Source organism: Methylocella sp., assembly GCF_041905455.1.
In the GTDB taxonomy this organism is placed as follows: Bacteria; Pseudomonadota; Alphaproteobacteria; order Rhizobiales; family Beijerinckiaceae; genus Methylocapsa.
Genome location: NZ_JAYRLA010000007.1, coordinates 75,576 through 93,737 on the forward strand (window position 1 = coordinate 75,576; position 18,162 = coordinate 93,737).

The following is an 18,162-nucleotide window of genomic DNA, read 5'->3' on the forward strand; positions in this document are numbered from 1 at the left end:
GGATGCATCTGCTGCGGGTCGAGCGGCGCGGGCTCGAGGAGGCGGAAAGCGCCGTCGACCTCGAGCAGACGCCCGCCGACCTCGTTTTCCTCTCCTTCTCCGACGCCGAGCTCGGCGCGCTGGCGCAGGCGGCGCAAGGCTCTGCGCTCTCCGTGCGGCTCGCGAGCCTTGCCGAGCTGAAGCATCCCTACTCCGTCGACCTTTATGTCGAGAAGGTCGTCGCCCGCTCGCGCTTCGTGCTGGCGCGAATCATCGGCGGCCTCGACTACTGGCGCTACGGCGTCGAGGAGGCCTCCGCCGCCGCGCGCGCGCATGGCGTCAGGCTCGCGCTTCTTCCGGGCGAGGGCGCGTTCGACGAGCGCCTCGCGGAATTCTCGACCGTTCCCGCGCAGACCCTGCGCGAGCTCGGGACGCGCCTCACGGCGGGCGGGCCGGACGCCCTCAAGGGTTTGCTCGCCGACGTCGAGGCGCAGCTTTGCGGCGCGGCGCGGCCTTTCGCCGCGCCGGCGCCAGCGGCGCCGGAGGCCGGCGAGGCGATGGAGGCGCGACGCGAGACGGACGCGCAGGCGCCGCGCGCGCTGATCGTCTTCTACCGCTCCGCCTTCGTCGCGCGCGACATGGCGCCGGTCCTCGCCCTCGCCGACGCCCTCGCCGCGCGAAGATTCGACGTCGAGGCGGCGTTCGTCTCGAGCCTCAAGGCCGACGCTTCCATCGCCTTCCTGCGCGCGCGCTTCGCCGCGCGGCGGCCCGACGTCATCGTCAACGCCACCGGCTTCTCGGCGCGGCGCGAGGACGCGGGAAGCGCGCTCGACAAGGCGGACGCGCCCGTCCTGCAAGTCGCGTTCAGCGGCGCGACGCGCGCGCAATGGGAGGACGACCCACGCGGGCTTTCCGCCGCCGACCTCGCCATGAACGTCGTGCTTCCCGAGATCGACGGGCGGATCATCGCCCGCGCCGTCGCCGTCAAGGAGCAGGGCGTCCTGCGCGAGGACGTCGAGTTTTCGCCGCGCGCCTTCGCCGCCCTGCCCGGCCGCGTCGATTTCGTCGCCGACCTCGCCGCCAATTGGGCGCGTCTGCGGCGCCTTCCGCGCGCGGAAAAAAGGATCGCGCTCATCCTCTCCGACTATCCCGGCAAGCCGGGGCGCAGCGGCTACGCCGTCGGGCTCGACACGGGCGAGAGCGTCGCGGTCGTCGCGGACGCGTTGCGGCGGGCGGGCTATGACGTCGGCGCCCTGCCGCCGGGCGGCGAGATCGTCCGCGCGCTCGAAGCTGGCGCGGAGCTCGCGCGCCTGCCGCTCGCGCAGCACGAGCAGCTGCTCGACGCCCTGAACCCGGATTTCGTCGCGCAGGTCAAGGCGCAATGGGGCGATCCGGCGCAGGAGGCGCGGGACGGCGCCTTCGCCTTTCCGGCGCTCCTCGCCGGAAACGTCGTCGTCGCCCTGCAGCCGGGGCGCGCGCGCGAGGACGAGCGCAAGAGCGCCTACCACGACGTCTCGCGCCAGCCGCGCCACGGCTTCATCGCCTTCTATCTGTGGCTGCGGCATGTCTTTCGCGCCGACGCGATCGTCCATTGCGGCGCGCATGGCGCGCTCGAATGGCTGCCGGGCAAGGCCAACGCGCTGAGCGCCGCCTGCGCGCCCGAGGCGCTGCTCGGGCCGACGCCGCTCGTCTATCCGTTCATCGTCAACAATCCGGGCGAGGCGGCGCAGGCCAAGCGCCGCGCGGCGGCGGTCACGATCGGCCACCTCACGCCGCCGCTCGTCGAGGCCGGGCTTTACGGACATGGCCACGCGCTCGAAGCGCTGCTCGACGAATACGCCGACGCCGCGCAGCTCGACCCGAAGCGCGCCAGAGCGCTCGCCGCCGCCATCCTCGAGGAGGCGCGGCGCGGCGGGCTCTCGCGCGACTGCGGCCTCAGCGAGGACGACGACGAGGCGGAGGCGCTGCGCAAGCTCGACGCCTTCCTTTGCGACGTCAAGGAGATGCGCATCGGTGACGGGCTGCATGTGTTCGGCCGCTCGCCGCTGGGGGAGGCGCGCGCGGCGGTCGCGGCCTGCTTCGGCGACGCGCCCGAGGCGCTGGCCCGGATCGACGCCTGCGGACGCGACGAGCTCGCCGCCCTCCTTGGCGCGCTCGACGGCCGCTTCGTCGAGCCGGGACCCGGCGGCGCGCCCTCGCGCGGGCGGCTCGACGCGCTGCCGACAGGGCGCAACATCTTCTCGATCGACCCGCGCGCCGCGCCGACGCGGGCGGCCTACGAGATCGGCCGGCGCGCCGCCGACGAGACGCTGCGCCGCCACGCGCAGGACCACGGCGACTGGCCGAAGCGCCTCGTCATGGACCTGTGGGCGAGCCCGACCATGCGCAGCGGCGGCGACGAGTTCGCGCAGGCCCTCGCCCTGATCGGCGCACGCCCGCTGTGGGACGACGCCTCCTCGCGCGTCACGGGCTTCGAGATCCTGCCGCCCGCCATGCTCGGGCGCCCGCGCGTCGACGTGGCGCTGCGCATTTCCGGCATGTTCCGCGACGCCTTCCCCGGCCAGATCGCGCTGTTCGACCAGGCGGCGCAGGCGATCGCCGCGCTCGATGAGGACGATTCCGACAATCCGCTCGCCGCGCGCATGCGGGCGAGCGGGCGACCGCCCGAAAGCGTGTTCGGCGCGGCGCCTGGAGCCTACGGCCTGCAGCTCTCGCGCGCGCTCGAAGGCGGCGGCGAGGCGAGCCGCGAGGAGCTCGGCCAGCTTTATCTCGCCGCGACCTCGCACGCCTATGGCGGGCCGGGCGGACAGGGCCGCGAAAGCGCGGGCTTCACGCAGCGCGTCGCCGACGCCGACGCGCTCGTCCATGTCCAGGACCAGGTCGAGCAGGACCTTTTCGAATCCGACGCCAAGGTCGACCATGTCGGCGGTTTTTTCGCCGCGGCGCAGGCGCTCGGGGCCGCGCCCCGGATCTATGTGCTCGACGCGCGCGGCCCGCAGGCGCCGAAGGCGCGCAGCCTCGACGAGGAGGCCGCGCGTCTGCTGCGCGGACGCGCCGCCAATCCGCGCTGGCTCGAAGGCCAGATGCGGCACGGCCACCGGGGCGCGGCGGAGATCGCCGAGACGGTCGATCACGTCTTCGCCCTCGCCGTGATGAGCGACGCGATCAGAAGCGAGCATTTCGATCTGATGTTCGAGGCGGTCTGCGCCGAGGCCGGCGTCGCGGACTTCCTCATCGCCGCAAATCCGCAGGCCGCCGGAGCGATCTTCTCGCGCTTCGATCAGGCGGCGCGGCGCGGTCTGTGGCGGCCGCGCCGCAATGCGCCGCTCGACGAGCTCGCCCGCCTGATGGACGCCCTGTCGTGCTGAGGAACGCGCCTGCGCGCAAAGGCTGGTGCCCCGGCGCCCTGGCGCCGATGGCCGCGCGGGACGGCCTCATCGCCCGCGCGCGCCCACGCGCCGGACGCCTTTCGGCGGATGACGCGCGCGCTCTGGCGCAGGCCGCGCGAGACCTCGGGAACGGCGTCTGCGAGATCACCTCGCGCGCCAACCTGCAGCTGCGCGGGCTGCGCGAGGAGACGCTTCCCGCCTTCCGCGCCGTCCTCGCCGCGCTCCGCCTCCTCGACGAGAGCGTCGGCGCGGAGGCGACGCGCAACATCCTCGTCAGCCCGCTCGCCGGCCTTGGCGGCGCGCCCGACGTCGGCGCGCTCGCGCAAGCGCTCGCGGCGGCGCTGGCGCAGGCGCAGGACCTTCACGCGCTGCCCGCCAAATTCGGCTATGCGCTCGACGACGGCGGCCCGCTTACGCTGGCCCATGAGGGCGCGGACCTGCGCTTCACCTTCGAGGCGGGGCGCGGCCTGTTCTCGATCGCGGCCGGCGGCGCCGGCCCGCAAGCGGTCGGGCTCGGCTTTTGCGCGCGGGATGAAATCATCCCGCTCGCGCTTTCCCTCGGCCGCGCCTTCCTCGCCATTTGCGGCCGCCTTCCCGAGCCGCCGCGCCGCCTCGGCGGCCTGCTCGCCCGGCTCGGCGCGGAAAATTTCGCACGCGAGACGGGCCGTCCGTCGACGGCGCCGCCGACCGCGCCGACCGCGCCGCGCCCGCCGGTCGGGTTCGCGACTTATGACGGCCTCGCATGCCTCGGCGCCGGCGCGCCGTTCGGACGGCTCTCCGCCGCCATGCTGGAGGCGCTCGCCGAGGCCGCGCGGACGGCCTCGGGCGACATCCGCCTGACGCCGTGGCGCGTGTTCCTGCTGCCGGGAGCGGATGCGGGCGCCGCCGCGCGGCTGGAGCGCGCCGGCTTCATCCTGTCGGGCGACGACGCGCGGCTCGCGGTCGCCGCCTGCGGCGGCGCCCCCTCCTGCGCGCAGGGCTCGAGTCCGGCGCAGGACGACGCGCTGGCGCTCGCCCCGCTCGCCCGCGCGCTGACTCCCGACGGCCTCGTCCTGCATGTCGCCGGCTGCGCGAAAGGCTGCGCCCATCCGCGTCCCGCGCCGCTCACCCTCGTCGCGCGCACGGGACGCTATGACCTCGTCCGCGACGGGACGGCGCGCGACCGGCCGAGCGTCGAAAATCTGTCATTGACGCAGGCGCGCGATCTGTTGCACGCCATGACGGGCCGCGGCGCGGCGCGAACATGGGGCGAGATGACGGCGCCGGACGCAGCGCGTTTCGACTATCTCAAGGACGGCGCCGAGATCTATCGCCGCTCCTTCGCGACGATCCGCGCCGAGGCGGACCTCTCCCGCTTCTCGCCCGACGAGGAGGTCGCGGCGGTGCGCATGATCCACGCCTGCGGCATGGTCGAGATCGCCGCCGACCTCGTCTTCTCGCCCGGCGCCGCCGCTTCCGCGCGCGCCGCCCTCGCCGCCGGCGCAGCGATCCTGTGCGATTCGCGCATGGTCGCCGACGGGATCACGCGCGCGCGCCTGCCGGCGGGCAATGAAATCGTCTGCTCGCTCGACGACCCGGCCCTGCCGGCGCTCGCGCGAGAGAAGGGCGACACGCGCAGCGCCGCCGCGGTCGAGCTGTGGGGCGAGCGCGTCGCGGGCGCGGTCGTCGCCGTCGGCAACGCGCCGACGGCCCTCTTCGCGCTCCTGAACCTCATGGCGCGCACGCAGCTGCGCCCGGCCTGCGTCATCGGCGTCCCGGTCGGCTTCGTCGGCGCGGCCGAATCCAAGGAGGCGCTGATCGAATCCGCCCCCGCCCCATTCATCGCGCTGCGCGGCCGGCGCGGCGGCAGCGCCATCGCCGCCGCCGCCGTCAACGCGCTGGCGGGCGCCCCGGAATGAGCGGACCCGCCGCCGGCGCCTTTTACGGGATCGGCCTCGGGCCGGGCGACCCGGAGCTCGTCACCGTCAAGGCGGCGCGCGTCCTGAAGTCCGCGCCGGTCGTCGCCTGGTTCGCCAAGGCCGGGCGGCGCGGCCATGCGCGGGCGATCCTCGACAGCTGGCTCGCAGGCGACGTGACCGAGCTGCCGCTGGTCTATCCGATGACGACGGAGCGCCATTTCTCCGACCCCGTCTATATCGAGGCCCTTTCCGGCTTCTACGCGCAGGCCTGCGAGGAGATCGCCGCCCATCTTTCCGCCGGCCGCGACGTCGCGCTCGCCTGCGAGGGCGACCCGCTGTTCTACGGCTCCTTCATGCATCTGTTCGTGCGGCTGAGGGATCGCTTCCGCGTCGAGGTGATTCCCGGCGTCACCGGCATGTCGGCCTGCTGGAGCGCCGCGCGCGCGCCGATGACCTGGGGCGACGACGCCCTGAGCGTGCTCCCCGGCACGCTCAGCGAGGAGGACCTCGCCTGGCGGCTGGAGACCTGCGACGCCGCGGTCATCATGAAGCTCGGCTCGAACCTGCCCAAGGTGCGCGCCGCGATCCGCCTCGCCGGACGCGAGGGCGACGCGATCTACGTCGCGCATGGCGCGCAGCCGGGCGAGGAGATCCGGCGCCTCGTCGAAAAGCCCGACGACGACGCGCCCTATTTCTCGATGATCCTCATCCCCGGCGAGGGCCGCCGGCCGTGAGCGCGCCGCCGCAGCTTTCGGTGGTCGGCCTCGGCCCGGGGTTTGCGGGCTGGGTCACGCCGGAGGCGCGCGCCCTGATCGAGGCGGCGAGCGACCTCGTCGGCTATGCGCCCTATCTCGCGCGCTGCCCGCAGCGTCCCGGCCAGCTTCGGCATGCGAGCGACAACCGCGTCGAGCTGGAGCGCGCCCGCCTCGCGCTGGAGCTCGCCGCGGACGGGCGCCGCGTCGCCGTCGTCTCGGGCGGCGATCCCGGCGTCTTCGCCATGGCGGCGGCGGTGTTCGAGGCGCTGGAGGACGGCCCGCCCGCCTGGCGCGCGCTCGACGTCCATGTCGCGCCGGGCGTCTCGGCGATGCAGGCGGCGGCGGCGCGGCTCGGCGCGCCGCTCGGCGGCGATTTCTGCGCGATCTCGCTCTCCGACAATCTGAAGCCCTGGGCGACGATCGAACGCCGGCTTCGCGCGGCGGCGGAGGGCGACTTCGCCATCGCCCTCTACAATCCCGCCTCGAGGACGCGCCGCAGCCAGATCTTCGACGCCTTCGCCCTGCTGCGCGGCCTCAAGTCCGGCGACACGCCGACGGCGTTCGCCCGCAACGTCGGCCGGGTCGACGAAAGCCTTTCCATCGCAACGCTCGCCTCGGCCGACCCCGGCGCCGCCGACATGTCGACGCTCGTGCTGATCGGCTCGAGCGAGACGCGCCTCATCGAGCGCCCGGGCGGCGGCGCTCCTTACGTGCTCACGCCGCGCCGCGCGAGGGTTTCAGCGTGAGCGAGGATCAGACCCAGCGCGTCCTGCGGCGTCGCGACGCCGTCCGCCAGAGCCGGCCGCGCGACCATGACGACGGGAAGCTTGAGCCGGCGCGCCGCCGCGAGCTTGCCGGCGACGGCGGGCGAGCCGGAATTCTTGGCGACGACGACGTCGATGCGCTTCGCCTGCAACAGCGCCTCCTCCGCGTCGGCCGAGAATGGTCCGCGCGCGAGAATCGCCTCGCAGTTCGGCAGGCCGGGCTCGACGGGCTCGATGGCCCTGACCAGATAGAAATGCTGCGGCGCAGCGCGGAAGGCGGCGAGCTGCTGGCGGCCGATGGCGAGGAAGACGCGCCGCGGCGCCGCGCCGAGAAGACGCGCCGCCTCCTCCATGTCGCGCGCGTCGAGCCAGCGATCGCCCGGAGCGGCGCGCCACGGCGGGCGCACGAGGCGGATGAGCGGAACGCCCGCCTCGCGCGCGGCTTGCGCGGCGTTGCGCGAGATGTTTTGCGCGAAGGGATGGGTCGCGTCGACGAGAAGATCGATTCGCTCCGCGCGCAGACAGGCGGCGAGTCCGTCCGCCCCGCCGAAGCCGCCGACGCGCGTTGGCAGCGGCGAGGCGGCCGGCGCCGAGGTGCGTCCGGCGAGCGACAGCGTCGCCTCGATTTCGGGGCGCGCGGCGAGGAGCGCGGCGAGCGCGTTCGCCTCGGCCACGCCGCCGAGCAGAAGAAGCCGCATGGAGCCCTCGTGAGTCGCCGCGCATGAACGCCGCGCCGGACGAAAAACCCTGGCTCGCCCTCGTCGGGATCGGCGAGGACGGCGCCGCCGGGCTCTCTCCTGCCGCGCGCGCGGCGCTCCTGCAAGCTTCTTTGGTGGTCGGCGGAAGACGCCATCTGGCGCTGGCCGGAGAATTTCCGGGCGCGCGCATGGAATGGCCCTCGCCGATCGAAGCGGCGATGCCGGAAATCCTCGCGCGGCGCGGCGAGAAAGTTTGCGCGCTCGCCTCGGGCGATCCCTTCTTTTACGGCGTCGGAACGCTGATCGCCGCCCGTCTCGCGCCGGAGGAATTCACCTGCTTTCCGGCGCCCTCCGCCTTCAGCCTCGCGGCGGCGCGGCTCGGCTGGAGCCTGCAGGACTGCGCGCTCGTCTCGCTGCACGGGCGCGCCTTCGCAAGGCTCATTCCCACGATCCAGCCTGGCGCGCGGATCCTCGCCCTGTCGTGGGACGCCGGCACGCCCGAAAAAATCGCGCGCTTCCTTGAAGGCCGTGGGCTCGGGGCCGCGCGCCTCATCACGCTCGAAGCCCTCGGCGGCCCGCGCGAACGCGTCCGGCAGGCGCGCGCCGAGGGCTTCGACCTTGCGGAGGTCGATCCGCTCAACCTCGTCGCGATCGAGCTTCCGACGTCGCCGCGCGAAAAATTCCCGCCGCTCGCGCCCGGCCTCGACGACGCGCTGTTCGAGACCGACGGCCAGATCACCAAAAGCCTGATGCGGGCGGCGACCGTCGCCGCCCTCGCCCCGAGGCGCGGCGAGCTGCTGTGGGACGTCGGCGCGGGCTCGGGCTCGATCGCCGTCGAATGGGCGCGGCTCGACCCCGCCAACCGCGCCGTAGCGATCGAGGCGCGCGCCGACCGGGCGGAGCGGATCGCCCGCAACGCGCAGGCGCTCGGCGCGCCGCAGGTCGAGATCGTCCGCGCCCGCGCGCCCGCCGCCTTCGCCGGCCTGCCGCGGCCCGACGTGGTCTTCGTCGGCGGCGGGCTCGCCGAGCCCGGCGTGCTGGACGGCGCGCTCGCCGCCCTCGGCCCCGGCGGACGGCTCGTCGCCAACGCCGTGACGCTGGAGGCGGAGGCCGAGCTTCTCGCCCGGCGCGCGGCGCATGGCGGCGCGCTGACGCGCGTCGCCTTCGCCGAGGCGGCGCCGCTCGGCGGATTCGAGACGTGGCGGCCGTCGATCCCGGCGACGCAGTGGCGCCTCGTCAAGCCGGAGGCGTCGACATGAGCCTCGCCGTCGGCGTCGGCTGCCGCTCCGGCTGCGAGGCGGACGCGATCGTCGATCTCGTGCGCCGCGCGCTGGAGGAGGCCGCCCGGCCGGGCGCGCCCGCCGGCCTCTTCACCCACGCCGCCAAGATGGGCGAGAAAGGCCTGATGGAGGCGGCGGCCATGCTCGGCCTGCCGCTCGTCTTCCTGCCCATCGAGCTTCTGCGCCAGACCGCGGGACGCGTGGCGACGCGCTCGCCCAAGGTCGAGGCGCTGTTCGACCTGCCCTCCATCGCCGAGACGGCGGCGCTCGCCGGCGCGGGGGCCGGCGCGCGGCTGATCCTGCCGCGGCGCAACGGCGCGGGGGCGAGCTGCGCGCTCGCCGAAAGCTGAACCATGACCGTGCATTTCATCGGCGCCGGACCCGGCGCGCCCGATCTCATCACCCTGCGCGGACGCGACCTCCTCGCCCGCTGTCCGGTCTGCCTCTACGCCGGCTCGCTGGCGCCGCGCGCGCTGCTCGACCATTGCCCGCCGGGCGCGCGCCTCGTCGACACCGCCGCGCTGGACCTCGACGCCATCACGCAGGAGTTCCGGCGCGCCCACGCCGAGGGCCAGGACGTCGCGCGGCTGCATTCAGGCGACCTTTCGGTGTGGAGCGCGATGGGCGAGCAGATCCGCCGGCTCGAGGCGCTGAACATCCCCTACACGGTGACGCCCGGCGTGCCGGCCTTCGCCGCCGCCGCGGCCGCGCTTCGCTGCGAGCTCACCCTTCCCGAGGTCGCCCAGTCGCTCGTCCTCACCCGCACCCAGGGACGCGCCTCCGCGATGCCCGCCGCCGAGACGCTCGAGGCCTTCGCCGCGACCGGGGCGACGCTCGCCGTGCACCTGTCCATCCACGCTTTGGCGCGGGTCGTCGAACGGCTGGCGCCCTTCTATGGCGCGGACTGCCCGGCGGCGATCGTCTATCGCGCGAGCTGGCCCGACGAGCGCATCCTGCGCGCGCCGCTCGGCGCCCTCGTCGCCGCCGCGGCCGCCGCGCCGATGGAGCGCACGGCGCTGATCCTCGTCGGCCGCGCCCTCGGCGCGCGGGATTTCCGCGACAGCGCGCTCTACGACCCGGGCTACGTCAGACGCTATCGCGGCGCGGGAGGCGAGGAATGAGCGGCCCGCGCGGGCTGATGATCGCCGCGCCGCGCTCGGGCTCGGGCAAGACCGTGCTCACGCTCGGCCTGATGCGCGCGCTGCGCGACAAGGGCTTTCGCGTCGGTGCGGCCAAATGCGGGCCGGACTACATCGACCCCGCCTTCCACGCCGCCGCCGCGGGACGCGCCGGCGTCAATCTCGACAGCTGGGCGATGCCCCCGGAGCTCTTGCGCGCGCTCGCCGGCGCCGGCGCGGCGGGCGGCGACGGGCCGGCCGACTTCACCCTGTGCGAAGCCTCCATGGGCCTGTTCGACGCCGTGCCCGGGCCGCCCGGGCGCACCGGCGCCTCCGCCGACGTCGCCGCCGCGCTCGGCTGGCCGGCGATCCTCTGCCTCGACGTCAGCGGACAGGCGCAGTCGGCCGGCGCCGTCGCGCTCGGCTGCGCCCGCTTCGACCCGCGCCTCCAATTCGCCGGCGTGATCTTCAACCGCGTCGCCAGCGAGCGGCACCTGCGCCTCGCGAAGGCCGGCGTCGAGGCGGCGGGGCTGAGGCTCCTCGGCGCCCTGCCGCGCGAAAAGGACATCGTGCTGCCCGAGCGCCACCTCGGCCTCGTGCAGGCGCAGGAGATCGAAGGGCTCGAGACGCGCCTTGGAAGAATCGCCCGCTTCGTCGGCGCCCATTGCGACCTCGACGCGATCGCCACGCTCGCCGCCGCCGGCGCGGCCCCGGCGGCCGCGGCCCCGCCTATCGCCGTCGCGCCCCCGGCGCAGCGGATCGCGCTCGCGCGCGACGACGCCTTCTCCTTCATCTACCCGCATGTGCTCTCGGGCTGGCGCGCGGCGGGGGCGCAGATCCGCTTCTTCTCGCCGCTCGCCGACGAGCCGCCGCCCGCCGACTGCGACCTCGTATGGCTGCCCGGCGGCTATCCCGAGCTGCACGCGGGAAAGATCGCCGCCGCCGGCCGCTTCCTCGACGGGCTGCGGCGCTTCGCCGCCGCAAAGCCGGTCCATGGCGAGTGCGGCGGCTACATGATCCTCGGCGAAAGCCTGACCGACGCCTCCGGCGAGGCTCACGCGATGGCCGGGCTGCTTTCCGCGCGCTTCAGCTTCGCGCGGCGCAGGCTCAACCTCGGCTACCGCGAGGCGCGACTCTGCGCCGACCATCCGCTCGGCCCGGCCGGGACGCGGCTCAGGGGCCATGAGTTCCACTACGCCACGGCTTCGGACGAAGACGCCGACGCGCCGTTCGCGCAGGGCCGCGACGCCCATGGCGGCGCCCCGGCGCGGGCGGGAGCGCAGCGCGGCGCCGTTTCGGGAAGCTTCTTCCATCTCATCGCCAAAGATTAACGTTCGATGAACGGAACGGCCCCGCATCGGGCTCTAGTTCTTTAGCAATATCAATGCTGAAAAGCGGCGATTGGTCACGTCGCGCGGGCCGTCCGTCCAATTGCTGCACTTGCGAAATAAACCTTCCCGGCGCATATAGAGAGCGACTGGAGAGGCCGCCGCGCTTGAGACGCCGGCGGCCCGCCTGGGAGGAGCGGCGAGCCGAGGGCGCGCCGCGCAAGGCGTTTTCTGGCGAGCGAGAGGCCGCGCGGCGGCGAGGCTCGGCCAACTCCGGTCACATGATTGAACGAGGCCACGGCGCGGAAAGACGCCGCCTGGCGCCGAAGGGGCGGCTTTGCGCCCGTCGGCGCCGATCCGGAAGATTGCGACGAGGCGACTTAGATGAACATGCCGATCAAAAGCCCAGACCGCCGCCACATCGTACGCCTGCCGGCGGGCGAGCGGTTCCAACTGCGCTACGTGCGCCCCGACGATCGGGCGAAGCTCGAGGAGATGTTCGCGCGCGCCTCGCCCCAGGACATGCGCTTCCGCCTGCTCGGCGCGGTGCGCGGCTTCGCGGCCCACATGGCCGAGCGGTTCGCCCATCTCGACCCGGGCGCCGAGGCCGCGATCGTCGCGACCAGCCTGCCGGGCGAAGAGCCCGAGGAGATTTACGGCGTCGTCCATATCGCCCAGGACGCGCCCGAATCAGACTCGGCCGAATATGACGTGATGGTCCGCTCGGACTTCAAGGCGCACGGCCTCGGCTACCGGCTGATGACCGAGATCCTGCAATGCGCCCGCCGGCGCGGGCTCAAGGCGGTGACCGGCTACATCTCGCCCGACAACTCCAGGATGCTGGTCATGGCCCAGGAGCTCGGCTTCGTCGCCCGCCGCGGCGAAGACAATCTCGTCGAGGTTCGTCTCGACTTCGACGATCTCGACCGCCGCGTCGAGGACGAGCTGTCCGCCGGCTGACGCGCCTGCGGTTGACGCCGGGGACGGGGCGGCCCATGTCGGCTGAAGGCTCAAGCGCGCGCGGCGCGGTCCGGGCCCGAAGGCCGGGAGCCGCGCATGAAGGATGATGAAGCCAACCGCTTTTCGGCGCGGGCGGCGCGCTACGCCCGCGTCGGCGCCAACGTCGGCGTCGTCGGCGCGCGCATAGTCGCCGCGCGCCTCGCCGGCGCCCGCGACGGGTCTGAGGCCGCGGCGCTGGCCAGGGCGCTCGGCGGCCTCAAGGGCCCGATGATGAAGGTCGCCCAGATGATGGCGACCATCCCCGACCTGCTGCCCCCCGACTACGCCGACGAATTGCAGAAGCTGCAGGCCGACGCGCCGCCGATGGGCGCGGGCTTCGTGCGGCGGCGCATGCGGGCCGAGCTCGGCGAGGCTTTCCTCGAGCGGTTCGCGAGCTTCGACTTCGCCCCCGCCGCCGCCGCCTCGCTCGGGCAGGTGCACCGCGCGGTCGCGCTCGACGGCGAGCGCCTCGCCTGCAAGCTGCAATATCCCGACATGGCCTCGGCGGTCGAAGCCGACCTCGCCCAGCTCGACGTGATCTTTTCGCTGCACCGGCGCTTCAATCCGGTGATCGACACGCGCGAGATCGTCAAGGAGATCGGCGCGCGCGTGCGCGAGGAGCTCGACTACGCCCGCGAGGCGCGCCACGCCGCGCTTTACGGCGAGATTCTGCGGGACGCGCCGGACGTGCGCGTCCCGCATGTGCGCCCGGAGCTTTCGACCGCGCGGCTCCTGACGCTCGGCTGGCTCGACGGCGCGCCGCTGCTCGAGCTCCGGAGCGCGCCGCAGGCGGCGCGCGGACGCGTCGCCGCCGCGCTGTTCCACGCCTGGTGGACGCCCTTCGCCCGCTTCGGCGTGATCCATGGCGACCCGCATCTTGGCAATTACGCCGTGTTCGGCGAGGGCGGCGCGCCGCGCGGGCCGGACGACGCGCTGGGAATCAACCTGCTCGACTACGGCTGCGTGCGCATTTTCCGGCCGGAGTTCGTCGAGGGCGTCAAGACCCTCTACGAAGCCCTGCTGCGCGACGATTTCGACCGCGCCGTCGCCGCCTACGAGCGCTGGGGCTTCCGCGGCCTCACCCGCGAGCTCGCGGAGGTCCTCAACATCTGGGCGCGCTTCATCTTCGGCCCGCTGCTCGACGACCGCGAGCGGACCATCGCCGACGGCGTCTCGCCCGGCCGCTACGGCCGCAAGGAGGCGTTCCGTGTGCACCAGGCGCTGAAGGAGAAAGGGCCCGTGCTGGTGCCGCGCGAATTCGTGTTCATGGACCGCGCGGCGATCGGCCTCGGCGGCGCCTTCCTGCATCTCGACGCGCGGCTCAACTTCCACCGCCTGTTCGAGGAGGCGATCGGCGATTTCAGCCTCGAGGCGCTGCGCGCGCGCCAGGCGGGGGCGCTGGAGCGCGCCGGTCTGCCCGCTCCCGTCTGAGCGCGAATTTTCCCGGCTACTTCGTTTGCCCTCTTGCGCGCGCGGCCAAACCCCGCCAAAGCTTGCCGCAAAGCAACGGGAGGCCAAAGCATGGCGCATGATGTAGCGGATACGCCCTTCTCCTCCGACGCCGACTACGCCGAGCGCCTTCAGAGCTACCGCTCGTTCCTGCGGCTGGCGAAATATTGCACGATGGCCGCCGCCGCCGTCGTGATCCTGCTCGCCATCCTCACCCTCTAGCGTCCCAAAGCCTACGCCGGCGACGCGCGGCGAAGCCTGCGCCGACGCGCCCTTGCGATCACGATCCTCGCGGAGCCTGTCATGCGGATTGCGGTGCAGACCGAAACCGACGCCAACGAAAGCCGCGTCGCGGCGACGCCCGAAACCGTCAAGACCCTGATCGGCCTCGGCGCCGAATTCGCCGTGCAGTCCGGCGCCGGGCGCGGCTCGGCCCTCGACGATTCGGCCTACGCCGCAGCCGGCGCGACCATCGTTCCGACCGCCGCCGACGCCGCCAGGGACGCCGACGTGATCCTGCGCGTGCGCCGGCCGACCGTCGCCGAGGTCGCGGGCGCGAAGCCCGGCGCGCTTGTCCTCGCCATTCTCGACCCCTACGATAACCTCCCCGCGCTCGGCGCGCTCGCCGGGACCGGCGTCAGCGCCTTCGCGATGGAGCTCATTCCGCGCATCACCCGCGCCCAGTCGATGGACGTGCTGTCGAGCCAGGCCAATCTCGCCGGCTACCGCGCGGTGATCGACGCGGCGGCCGCCTATGAGCGCGCCATCCCGATGATGACCACGGCGGCCGGCGCGGTGCCGCCGGCGCGCATCTTCGTCATGGGCGTCGGGGTCGCCGGCCTGCAGGCGATCGCCACCGCCAAGCGCATCGGCGGCGTCGTCACCGCCACCGACGTGCGCCCTGCGACCAAGGAGCAGGTGCTCTCGCTCGGCGCGAAATTCATCGCCGTGGAGGACGAGGAGTTCGCCGCCGCCGAGACCGCCGCCGGCTACGCCAAGCCGATGTCGGCCGAATACCAGGCGAAGCAGGCCGAGCTCACCGCCTCGCATATAGCCAAGCAGGACATCGTCATCACCACGGCGCTGATCCCCGGCCGCAAGGCCCCGGTGCTGATCACCGCGCAGATGGTCGCCTCGATGCAGCGCGGCTCGATCATCGTCGACCTCGCCGTCGAGCGCGGCGGCAATTGCGAGCTGTCGCGCCCCGGCGAAACGGTGGTGACCGAAAACGGCGTCAAGATCCTCGGCGCGCTCAACGTGCCGGGCCGCGTGCCGGCGACCGCCTCGGCGCTCTACGCCCGCAACCTCGTCAATTTCCTCAAGCCGCTGATCGACAAGGACGCCAGGACGCTCGCCGTCGACTGGGACGACGAGATCGTCAAGGCGACGCTGCTCACCCGCGACGGCGGAACGCCGCATCCGGGCTTCCAGGCGCCGGCCGATGAGCCGCCGGCCGATGAGCCGCCGGCCGACGCGACGCCCGCCGCGCAGGCCGCGCCCGAATCGGCGGCGCCCGCGGCGGAAACCGAGGCCGCGCCCGACGACGACGACGCGGAAGCGTCGGACGACGCCGCGCCGGGTCCGGACGAGACGGGGGGCGGAGCGGCGGCCCCCGGCCAGCCGCCCGCGCGACGGCAGAAACCGCGCGGCCGCGGCCCACGCCGCTGAGCCTGCGCCCTGCGGGCGACGCGCCCGAGGGGACCACGTTCTTCGAGGGAGGTATGGATGGCGACTGAAATCGATCCCCTGGCGCTGCAGCGGCTCCACGACGCCGCCGTGGCGAGCAGGGAGGCGGCGCAGGCCGCCGAATCCTATGCGGACCAGCTCGCGGCCGCAGGCCATGTGGCGACGGGCGGCCTCATCGACCCCTTCGTCTTCCGGCTGGCGATCTTCGCGCTCGCCGTCGTCGTCGGCTATTACGTCGTCTGGTCGGTCAAGCCGGCGCTGCACACGCCGCTGATGTCGGTCACCAACGCCATATCGTCGGTCATCGTCGTCGGCGCGCTGCTCTCGGCGACCGTTGACGCGAGCCATGGCGAGGAGCCGGGCGCCTTCGCCGCCAAGATCTTCGGCTTCATCGCCCTCGTGCTCGCCTGCGTGAACATCTTCGGCGGCTTCCTCGTCACCGAGCGCATGCTCGCCATGTACAAAAAGAAGGCGTAAGCGATGAGCGCCAATTTCGCGGCCGTCCTCTACCTCGTCGCCGGCCTTCTGTTCATCTACGCGCTGCGCGGCCTCTCGAGCCCCGAAACCTCGCGCCGGGGCAATCGCGCCGGCATGATCGGCATGGCGATCGCGATGATCACCACGCTGCTCTACAACCCGCCGTCCGGCGCGCTGTCGTGGATCCTGATCTTCCTCGGCGTCGGCCTCGGCGGCGCGATCGGCGCCTGGCGCGCGCGCACCATCCAGATGACGGCGATGCCGCAGCTCGTCGCGCTGTTCCACGCCCTCGTCGGCCTCGCCGCGGTGCTGGTGGCGGCGAGCGCGCTCCATGCGCCGCGCGCCTTCGGCCTCGGCTCGCCGATCCATGGCGGCAGCCTCGTCGAGATGTCGCTTGGCGCGGCGATCGGCGCCCTGACTTTCACCGGCTCGGTGATCGCCTTCCTGAAGCTCGACGGGCGCATGTCGGGGCGCCCGATCCTGCTGCCGCACCGCCACCTCATCAACATCGGCCTCGGCGTCCTCCTGTTCCTGTTCATCGTCGCCTTCACGACGAGCGCGGACCATGCGGTGTTCTGGGCCATCGTCGCCGTCTCGCTGGCGCTCGGCGTGCTGCTGATCATCCCGATCGGCGGCGCCGACATGCCGGTCGTGATCTCGATGCTGAACTCCTACTCCGGCTGGGCGGCGGTCGGCATCGGCTTCACCCTCTCGAACCTCGCCCTTATCATCACCGGCTCCCTCGTCGGCTCGTCCGGCGCGATTCTGTCCTACATCATGTGCAAGGGCATGAACCGCTCCTTCATCTCCGTCATCCTCGGCGGCTTTGGCGGCGAGACGGAGGCGCCGGCGTCGGCCGCGACGGCCGATCCGGACGCGCCGCAGCGCGAGGTGAAGAAGGGCACGCCGGAGGAAGCAGCCAAGCTGTTCAAGGCGGCCAAGCTCGTCATCATCGTGCCGGGCTACGGCATGGCGGTGGCGCAGGCGCAGCACGCGCTGCGCGAGCTGGCCGACCTCATCAAGAAGAACGGCGGCGAGGTCAGATACGCCATCCACCCGGTCGCCGGCCGCATGCCCGGCCACATGAACGTGCTGCTCGCCGAGGCCAACGTGCCCTATGACGAGGTCTTCGAGCTCGAGGAGATCAACGAGGACTTCAAGAAGGCCGACGTCGCCTATGTCATCGGCGCGAACGACGTGACCAATCCGGCCGCCAAGACCGACCCGAAGTCGCCGATCTACGGCATGCCGATCCTCGACGTCGAGGACGCGAAGAACGTCCTGTTCGTCAAACGCGGCATGGGCTCGGGCTACGCCGGCGTCGAGAACGAGCTGTTCTTCAGGCCGAACACCACCATGCTGTTCGGCGACGCCAAGAAGGTGACCGAGGCGATCGTGCGCGCGATGGAGTGACGCGCGCCGTCCACGACTGCGATGCGAGGCCCGGTCCGGCGCAAGCCCGGCCGGGCTTTTTTCGGCCCGCCTCTTGCTCTACTTAGAGACGACCACGGCCCGTGACCCTTCGAACGTCAGCGAGACCGCATGAGCCAAACGCCCGAAGCGGCGCGCCGCGCCTCCGACCCCGACGCGCTGCTGCGCCTCGTCCGCGCCTCGATCTGCGTCGCCGCGATCGGCTCCTGGATCGCGCTCGTCGTCCTGTCGCTCGTCCCCGGAGTCGCGCGCCCGCGCACCGGCCTGTCCGGCAACACCGAGCATTTCATCGCCTATCTCCTCGCCGCCTTCGCCACGCGCCTCGTGTTCGAGCGACCTTCGAGCCTCTGGCAGGTCGCCGGCTTCTCCGCGGCGGCGGGCGCCTTCGAGATTCTCCAGACCTGGGTGCCCGGCCGCACGCCGGCCGTGGACAACTGGGCGACGAGCCTCGCCGGCGCGGCGGTCGGCGTCGGGCTCGCCGCCGGCGTCACGCGCCTCATCCGCGGCCGCGCCAGAGCGTCGTCCGCGCGGATCGAATCGCCCTGATCGGCAGACTGGCGACACCATTTTTAAGCTCGAGCGCCGCCAATGCGGCGCGAACCCCGTGGAAGGACCGCCCATGCCGCACGTCGCCGACGACTTCCCCGACGACCTCAAGGCGGTGGCGCGCCTGCCCAATCTCGACATCGAGATCCGCCGGCGGCGCGAGGCGGGAAGCGAGCTCGTGACGATCGCCCTGCGCGCGACGCCCTCCTTCGAGGAGTTGTTCGGACGCTTCGACGCGCCCTCCCCGGCCGCGTTCTGGCTGCGCGCGGTCGGGGCCGCTTGGGCGCCGTGGCTGCGCCTGTGGGGCCTTCCGCAGCCGGAAACGCCCCGGCTCGCCGCGCGGCGCGCCGGCGAGGTCTGAGGCC

The 18,162-nt window shown here is 73.1% G+C and carries 17 protein-coding genes and 1 pseudogene; 17 read left to right on the plus strand and 1 reads right to left on the minus strand.

All coding sequences use genetic code 11. The features are described 5' to 3' along the window. Positions 1 to 2: 2 nt before the first annotated feature. The 5 genes and pseudogenes from cobN (at position 3) to cobJ (ending at position 6,767) form a co-directional block, all read left to right on the plus strand. Positions 3 to 3,347 (plus strand): cobaltochelatase subunit CobN, encoded by a 3,345-nt coding sequence (gene cobN / locus ACE3OG_RS07830; RefSeq protein ID WP_374307354.1) that lies wholly within the window; start codon positions 3 to 5, stop codon positions 3,345 to 3,347. After that, positions 3,341 to 4,477 (plus strand): annotated as a pseudogene (cobG, locus tag ACE3OG_RS07835) (precorrin-3B synthase); the annotation flags it as partial. The gene cobN and the pseudogene cobG, both read left to right, overlap by 7 nt. 144 nt (positions 4,478 to 4,621) lie before the next feature. Next, positions 4,622 to 5,266, plus strand: coding sequence for a precorrin-8X methylmutase (locus ACE3OG_RS07840; protein ID WP_374307541.1), 645 nt, complete (start codon positions 4,622 to 4,624; stop codon positions 5,264 to 5,266). Continuing rightward, complete coding sequence (locus ACE3OG_RS07845; protein ID WP_374307356.1) at positions 5,263 to 6,000, plus strand: precorrin-2 C(20)-methyltransferase; 738 nt, start codon at positions 5,263 to 5,265, stop codon at positions 5,998 to 6,000. Before ACE3OG_RS07840 ends, ACE3OG_RS07845 begins: the two co-directional genes overlap by 4 nt. Beyond that, entirely contained in the window at positions 5,997 to 6,767 is a 771-nt protein-coding gene (gene cobJ, locus ACE3OG_RS07850; RefSeq protein WP_374307358.1) for a precorrin-3B C(17)-methyltransferase, read from the plus strand. Before ACE3OG_RS07845 ends, cobJ begins: the two co-directional genes overlap by 4 nt. Here the strand turns inward: cobJ and ACE3OG_RS07855 are convergent. After that, complete coding sequence (locus ACE3OG_RS07855; protein ID WP_374307360.1) at positions 6,728 to 7,483, minus strand: cobalt-precorrin-6A reductase; 756 nt, start codon at positions 7,481 to 7,483, stop codon at positions 6,728 to 6,730. The genes cobJ and ACE3OG_RS07855 overlap by 40 nt on opposite strands. 23 nt (positions 7,484 to 7,506) lie before the next feature. Between ACE3OG_RS07855 and cbiE the strand changes: the two genes are divergently transcribed. From cbiE to ACE3OG_RS07915, 12 genes are all read left to right on the plus strand, one after another. Next, on the plus strand, positions 7,507 to 8,742 hold the full coding sequence (cbiE, locus tag ACE3OG_RS07860) for a precorrin-6y C5,15-methyltransferase (decarboxylating) subunit CbiE (RefSeq protein WP_374307362.1): 1,236 nt from the start codon (positions 7,507 to 7,509) through the stop codon (positions 8,740 to 8,742). Beyond that, positions 8,739 to 9,113: a cobalamin biosynthesis protein gene (locus tag ACE3OG_RS07865; RefSeq protein WP_374307364.1), complete on the plus strand. Its 375-nt coding sequence runs from the start codon at positions 8,739 to 8,741 to the stop codon at positions 9,111 to 9,113. The genes cbiE and ACE3OG_RS07865 overlap by 4 nt, the downstream gene beginning before the upstream one ends. Positions 9,114 to 9,116: 3 nt before the next feature. Beyond that, positions 9,117 to 9,884, plus strand: coding sequence for a precorrin-4 C(11)-methyltransferase (gene cobM / locus ACE3OG_RS07870; RefSeq protein WP_374307366.1), 768 nt, complete (start codon positions 9,117 to 9,119; stop codon positions 9,882 to 9,884). Next, a complete protein-coding gene (locus tag ACE3OG_RS07875; protein ID WP_374307368.1) occupies positions 9,881 to 11,212 on the plus strand; it encodes a cobyrinate a,c-diamide synthase in 1,332 nt (443 codons plus the stop codon). Before cobM ends, ACE3OG_RS07875 begins: the two co-directional genes overlap by 4 nt. 381 nt (positions 11,213 to 11,593) lie before the next feature. After that, the gene (locus ACE3OG_RS07880; protein WP_374307370.1) at positions 11,594 to 12,169 is read left to right on the plus strand and encodes an N-acetyltransferase family protein; all 576 of its coding nucleotides are present in this window, start codon (positions 11,594 to 11,596) and stop codon (positions 12,167 to 12,169) included. Positions 12,170 to 12,265: 96 nt separating this feature from the next. Continuing rightward, on the plus strand, positions 12,266 to 13,639 hold the full coding sequence (locus ACE3OG_RS07885) for an ABC1 kinase family protein (protein WP_374307372.1): 1,374 nt from the start codon (positions 12,266 to 12,268) through the stop codon (positions 13,637 to 13,639). Between the two features lie 90 nt (positions 13,640 to 13,729). Beyond that, positions 13,730 to 13,879, plus strand: a complete 150-nt coding sequence (locus ACE3OG_RS07890; RefSeq protein WP_374307374.1) for an aa3-type cytochrome c oxidase subunit IV — start codon at positions 13,730 to 13,732, stop codon at positions 13,877 to 13,879. Positions 13,880 to 13,960: 81 nt separating this feature from the next. Next, entirely contained in the window at positions 13,961 to 15,325 is a 1,365-nt protein-coding gene (locus ACE3OG_RS07895) for a Re/Si-specific NAD(P)(+) transhydrogenase subunit alpha (protein ID WP_374307376.1), read from the plus strand. Between the two features lie 57 nt (positions 15,326 to 15,382). Beyond that, positions 15,383 to 15,820, plus strand: a complete 438-nt coding sequence (locus tag ACE3OG_RS07900; RefSeq protein ID WP_374307378.1) for an NAD(P) transhydrogenase subunit alpha — start codon at positions 15,383 to 15,385, stop codon at positions 15,818 to 15,820. 3 nt (positions 15,821 to 15,823) lie between these two features. Beyond that, positions 15,824 to 17,233, plus strand: coding sequence for an NAD(P)(+) transhydrogenase (Re/Si-specific) subunit beta (locus ACE3OG_RS07905; RefSeq protein ID WP_374307380.1), 1,410 nt, complete (start codon positions 15,824 to 15,826; stop codon positions 17,231 to 17,233). 129 nt (positions 17,234 to 17,362) lie between these two features. Further along, positions 17,363 to 17,797: a hypothetical protein gene (locus ACE3OG_RS07910; protein ID WP_374307382.1), complete on the plus strand. Its 435-nt coding sequence runs from the start codon at positions 17,363 to 17,365 to the stop codon at positions 17,795 to 17,797. Between the two features lie 73 nt (positions 17,798 to 17,870). Beyond that, positions 17,871 to 18,158 carry a hypothetical protein gene (locus ACE3OG_RS07915; protein ID WP_374307384.1) on the plus strand — a complete coding sequence of 96 codons (288 nt, stop codon included), beginning with the start codon at positions 17,871 to 17,873 and terminating at the stop codon, positions 18,156 to 18,158. The last annotated feature ends 4 nt before the right edge of the window (positions 18,159 to 18,162 follow it).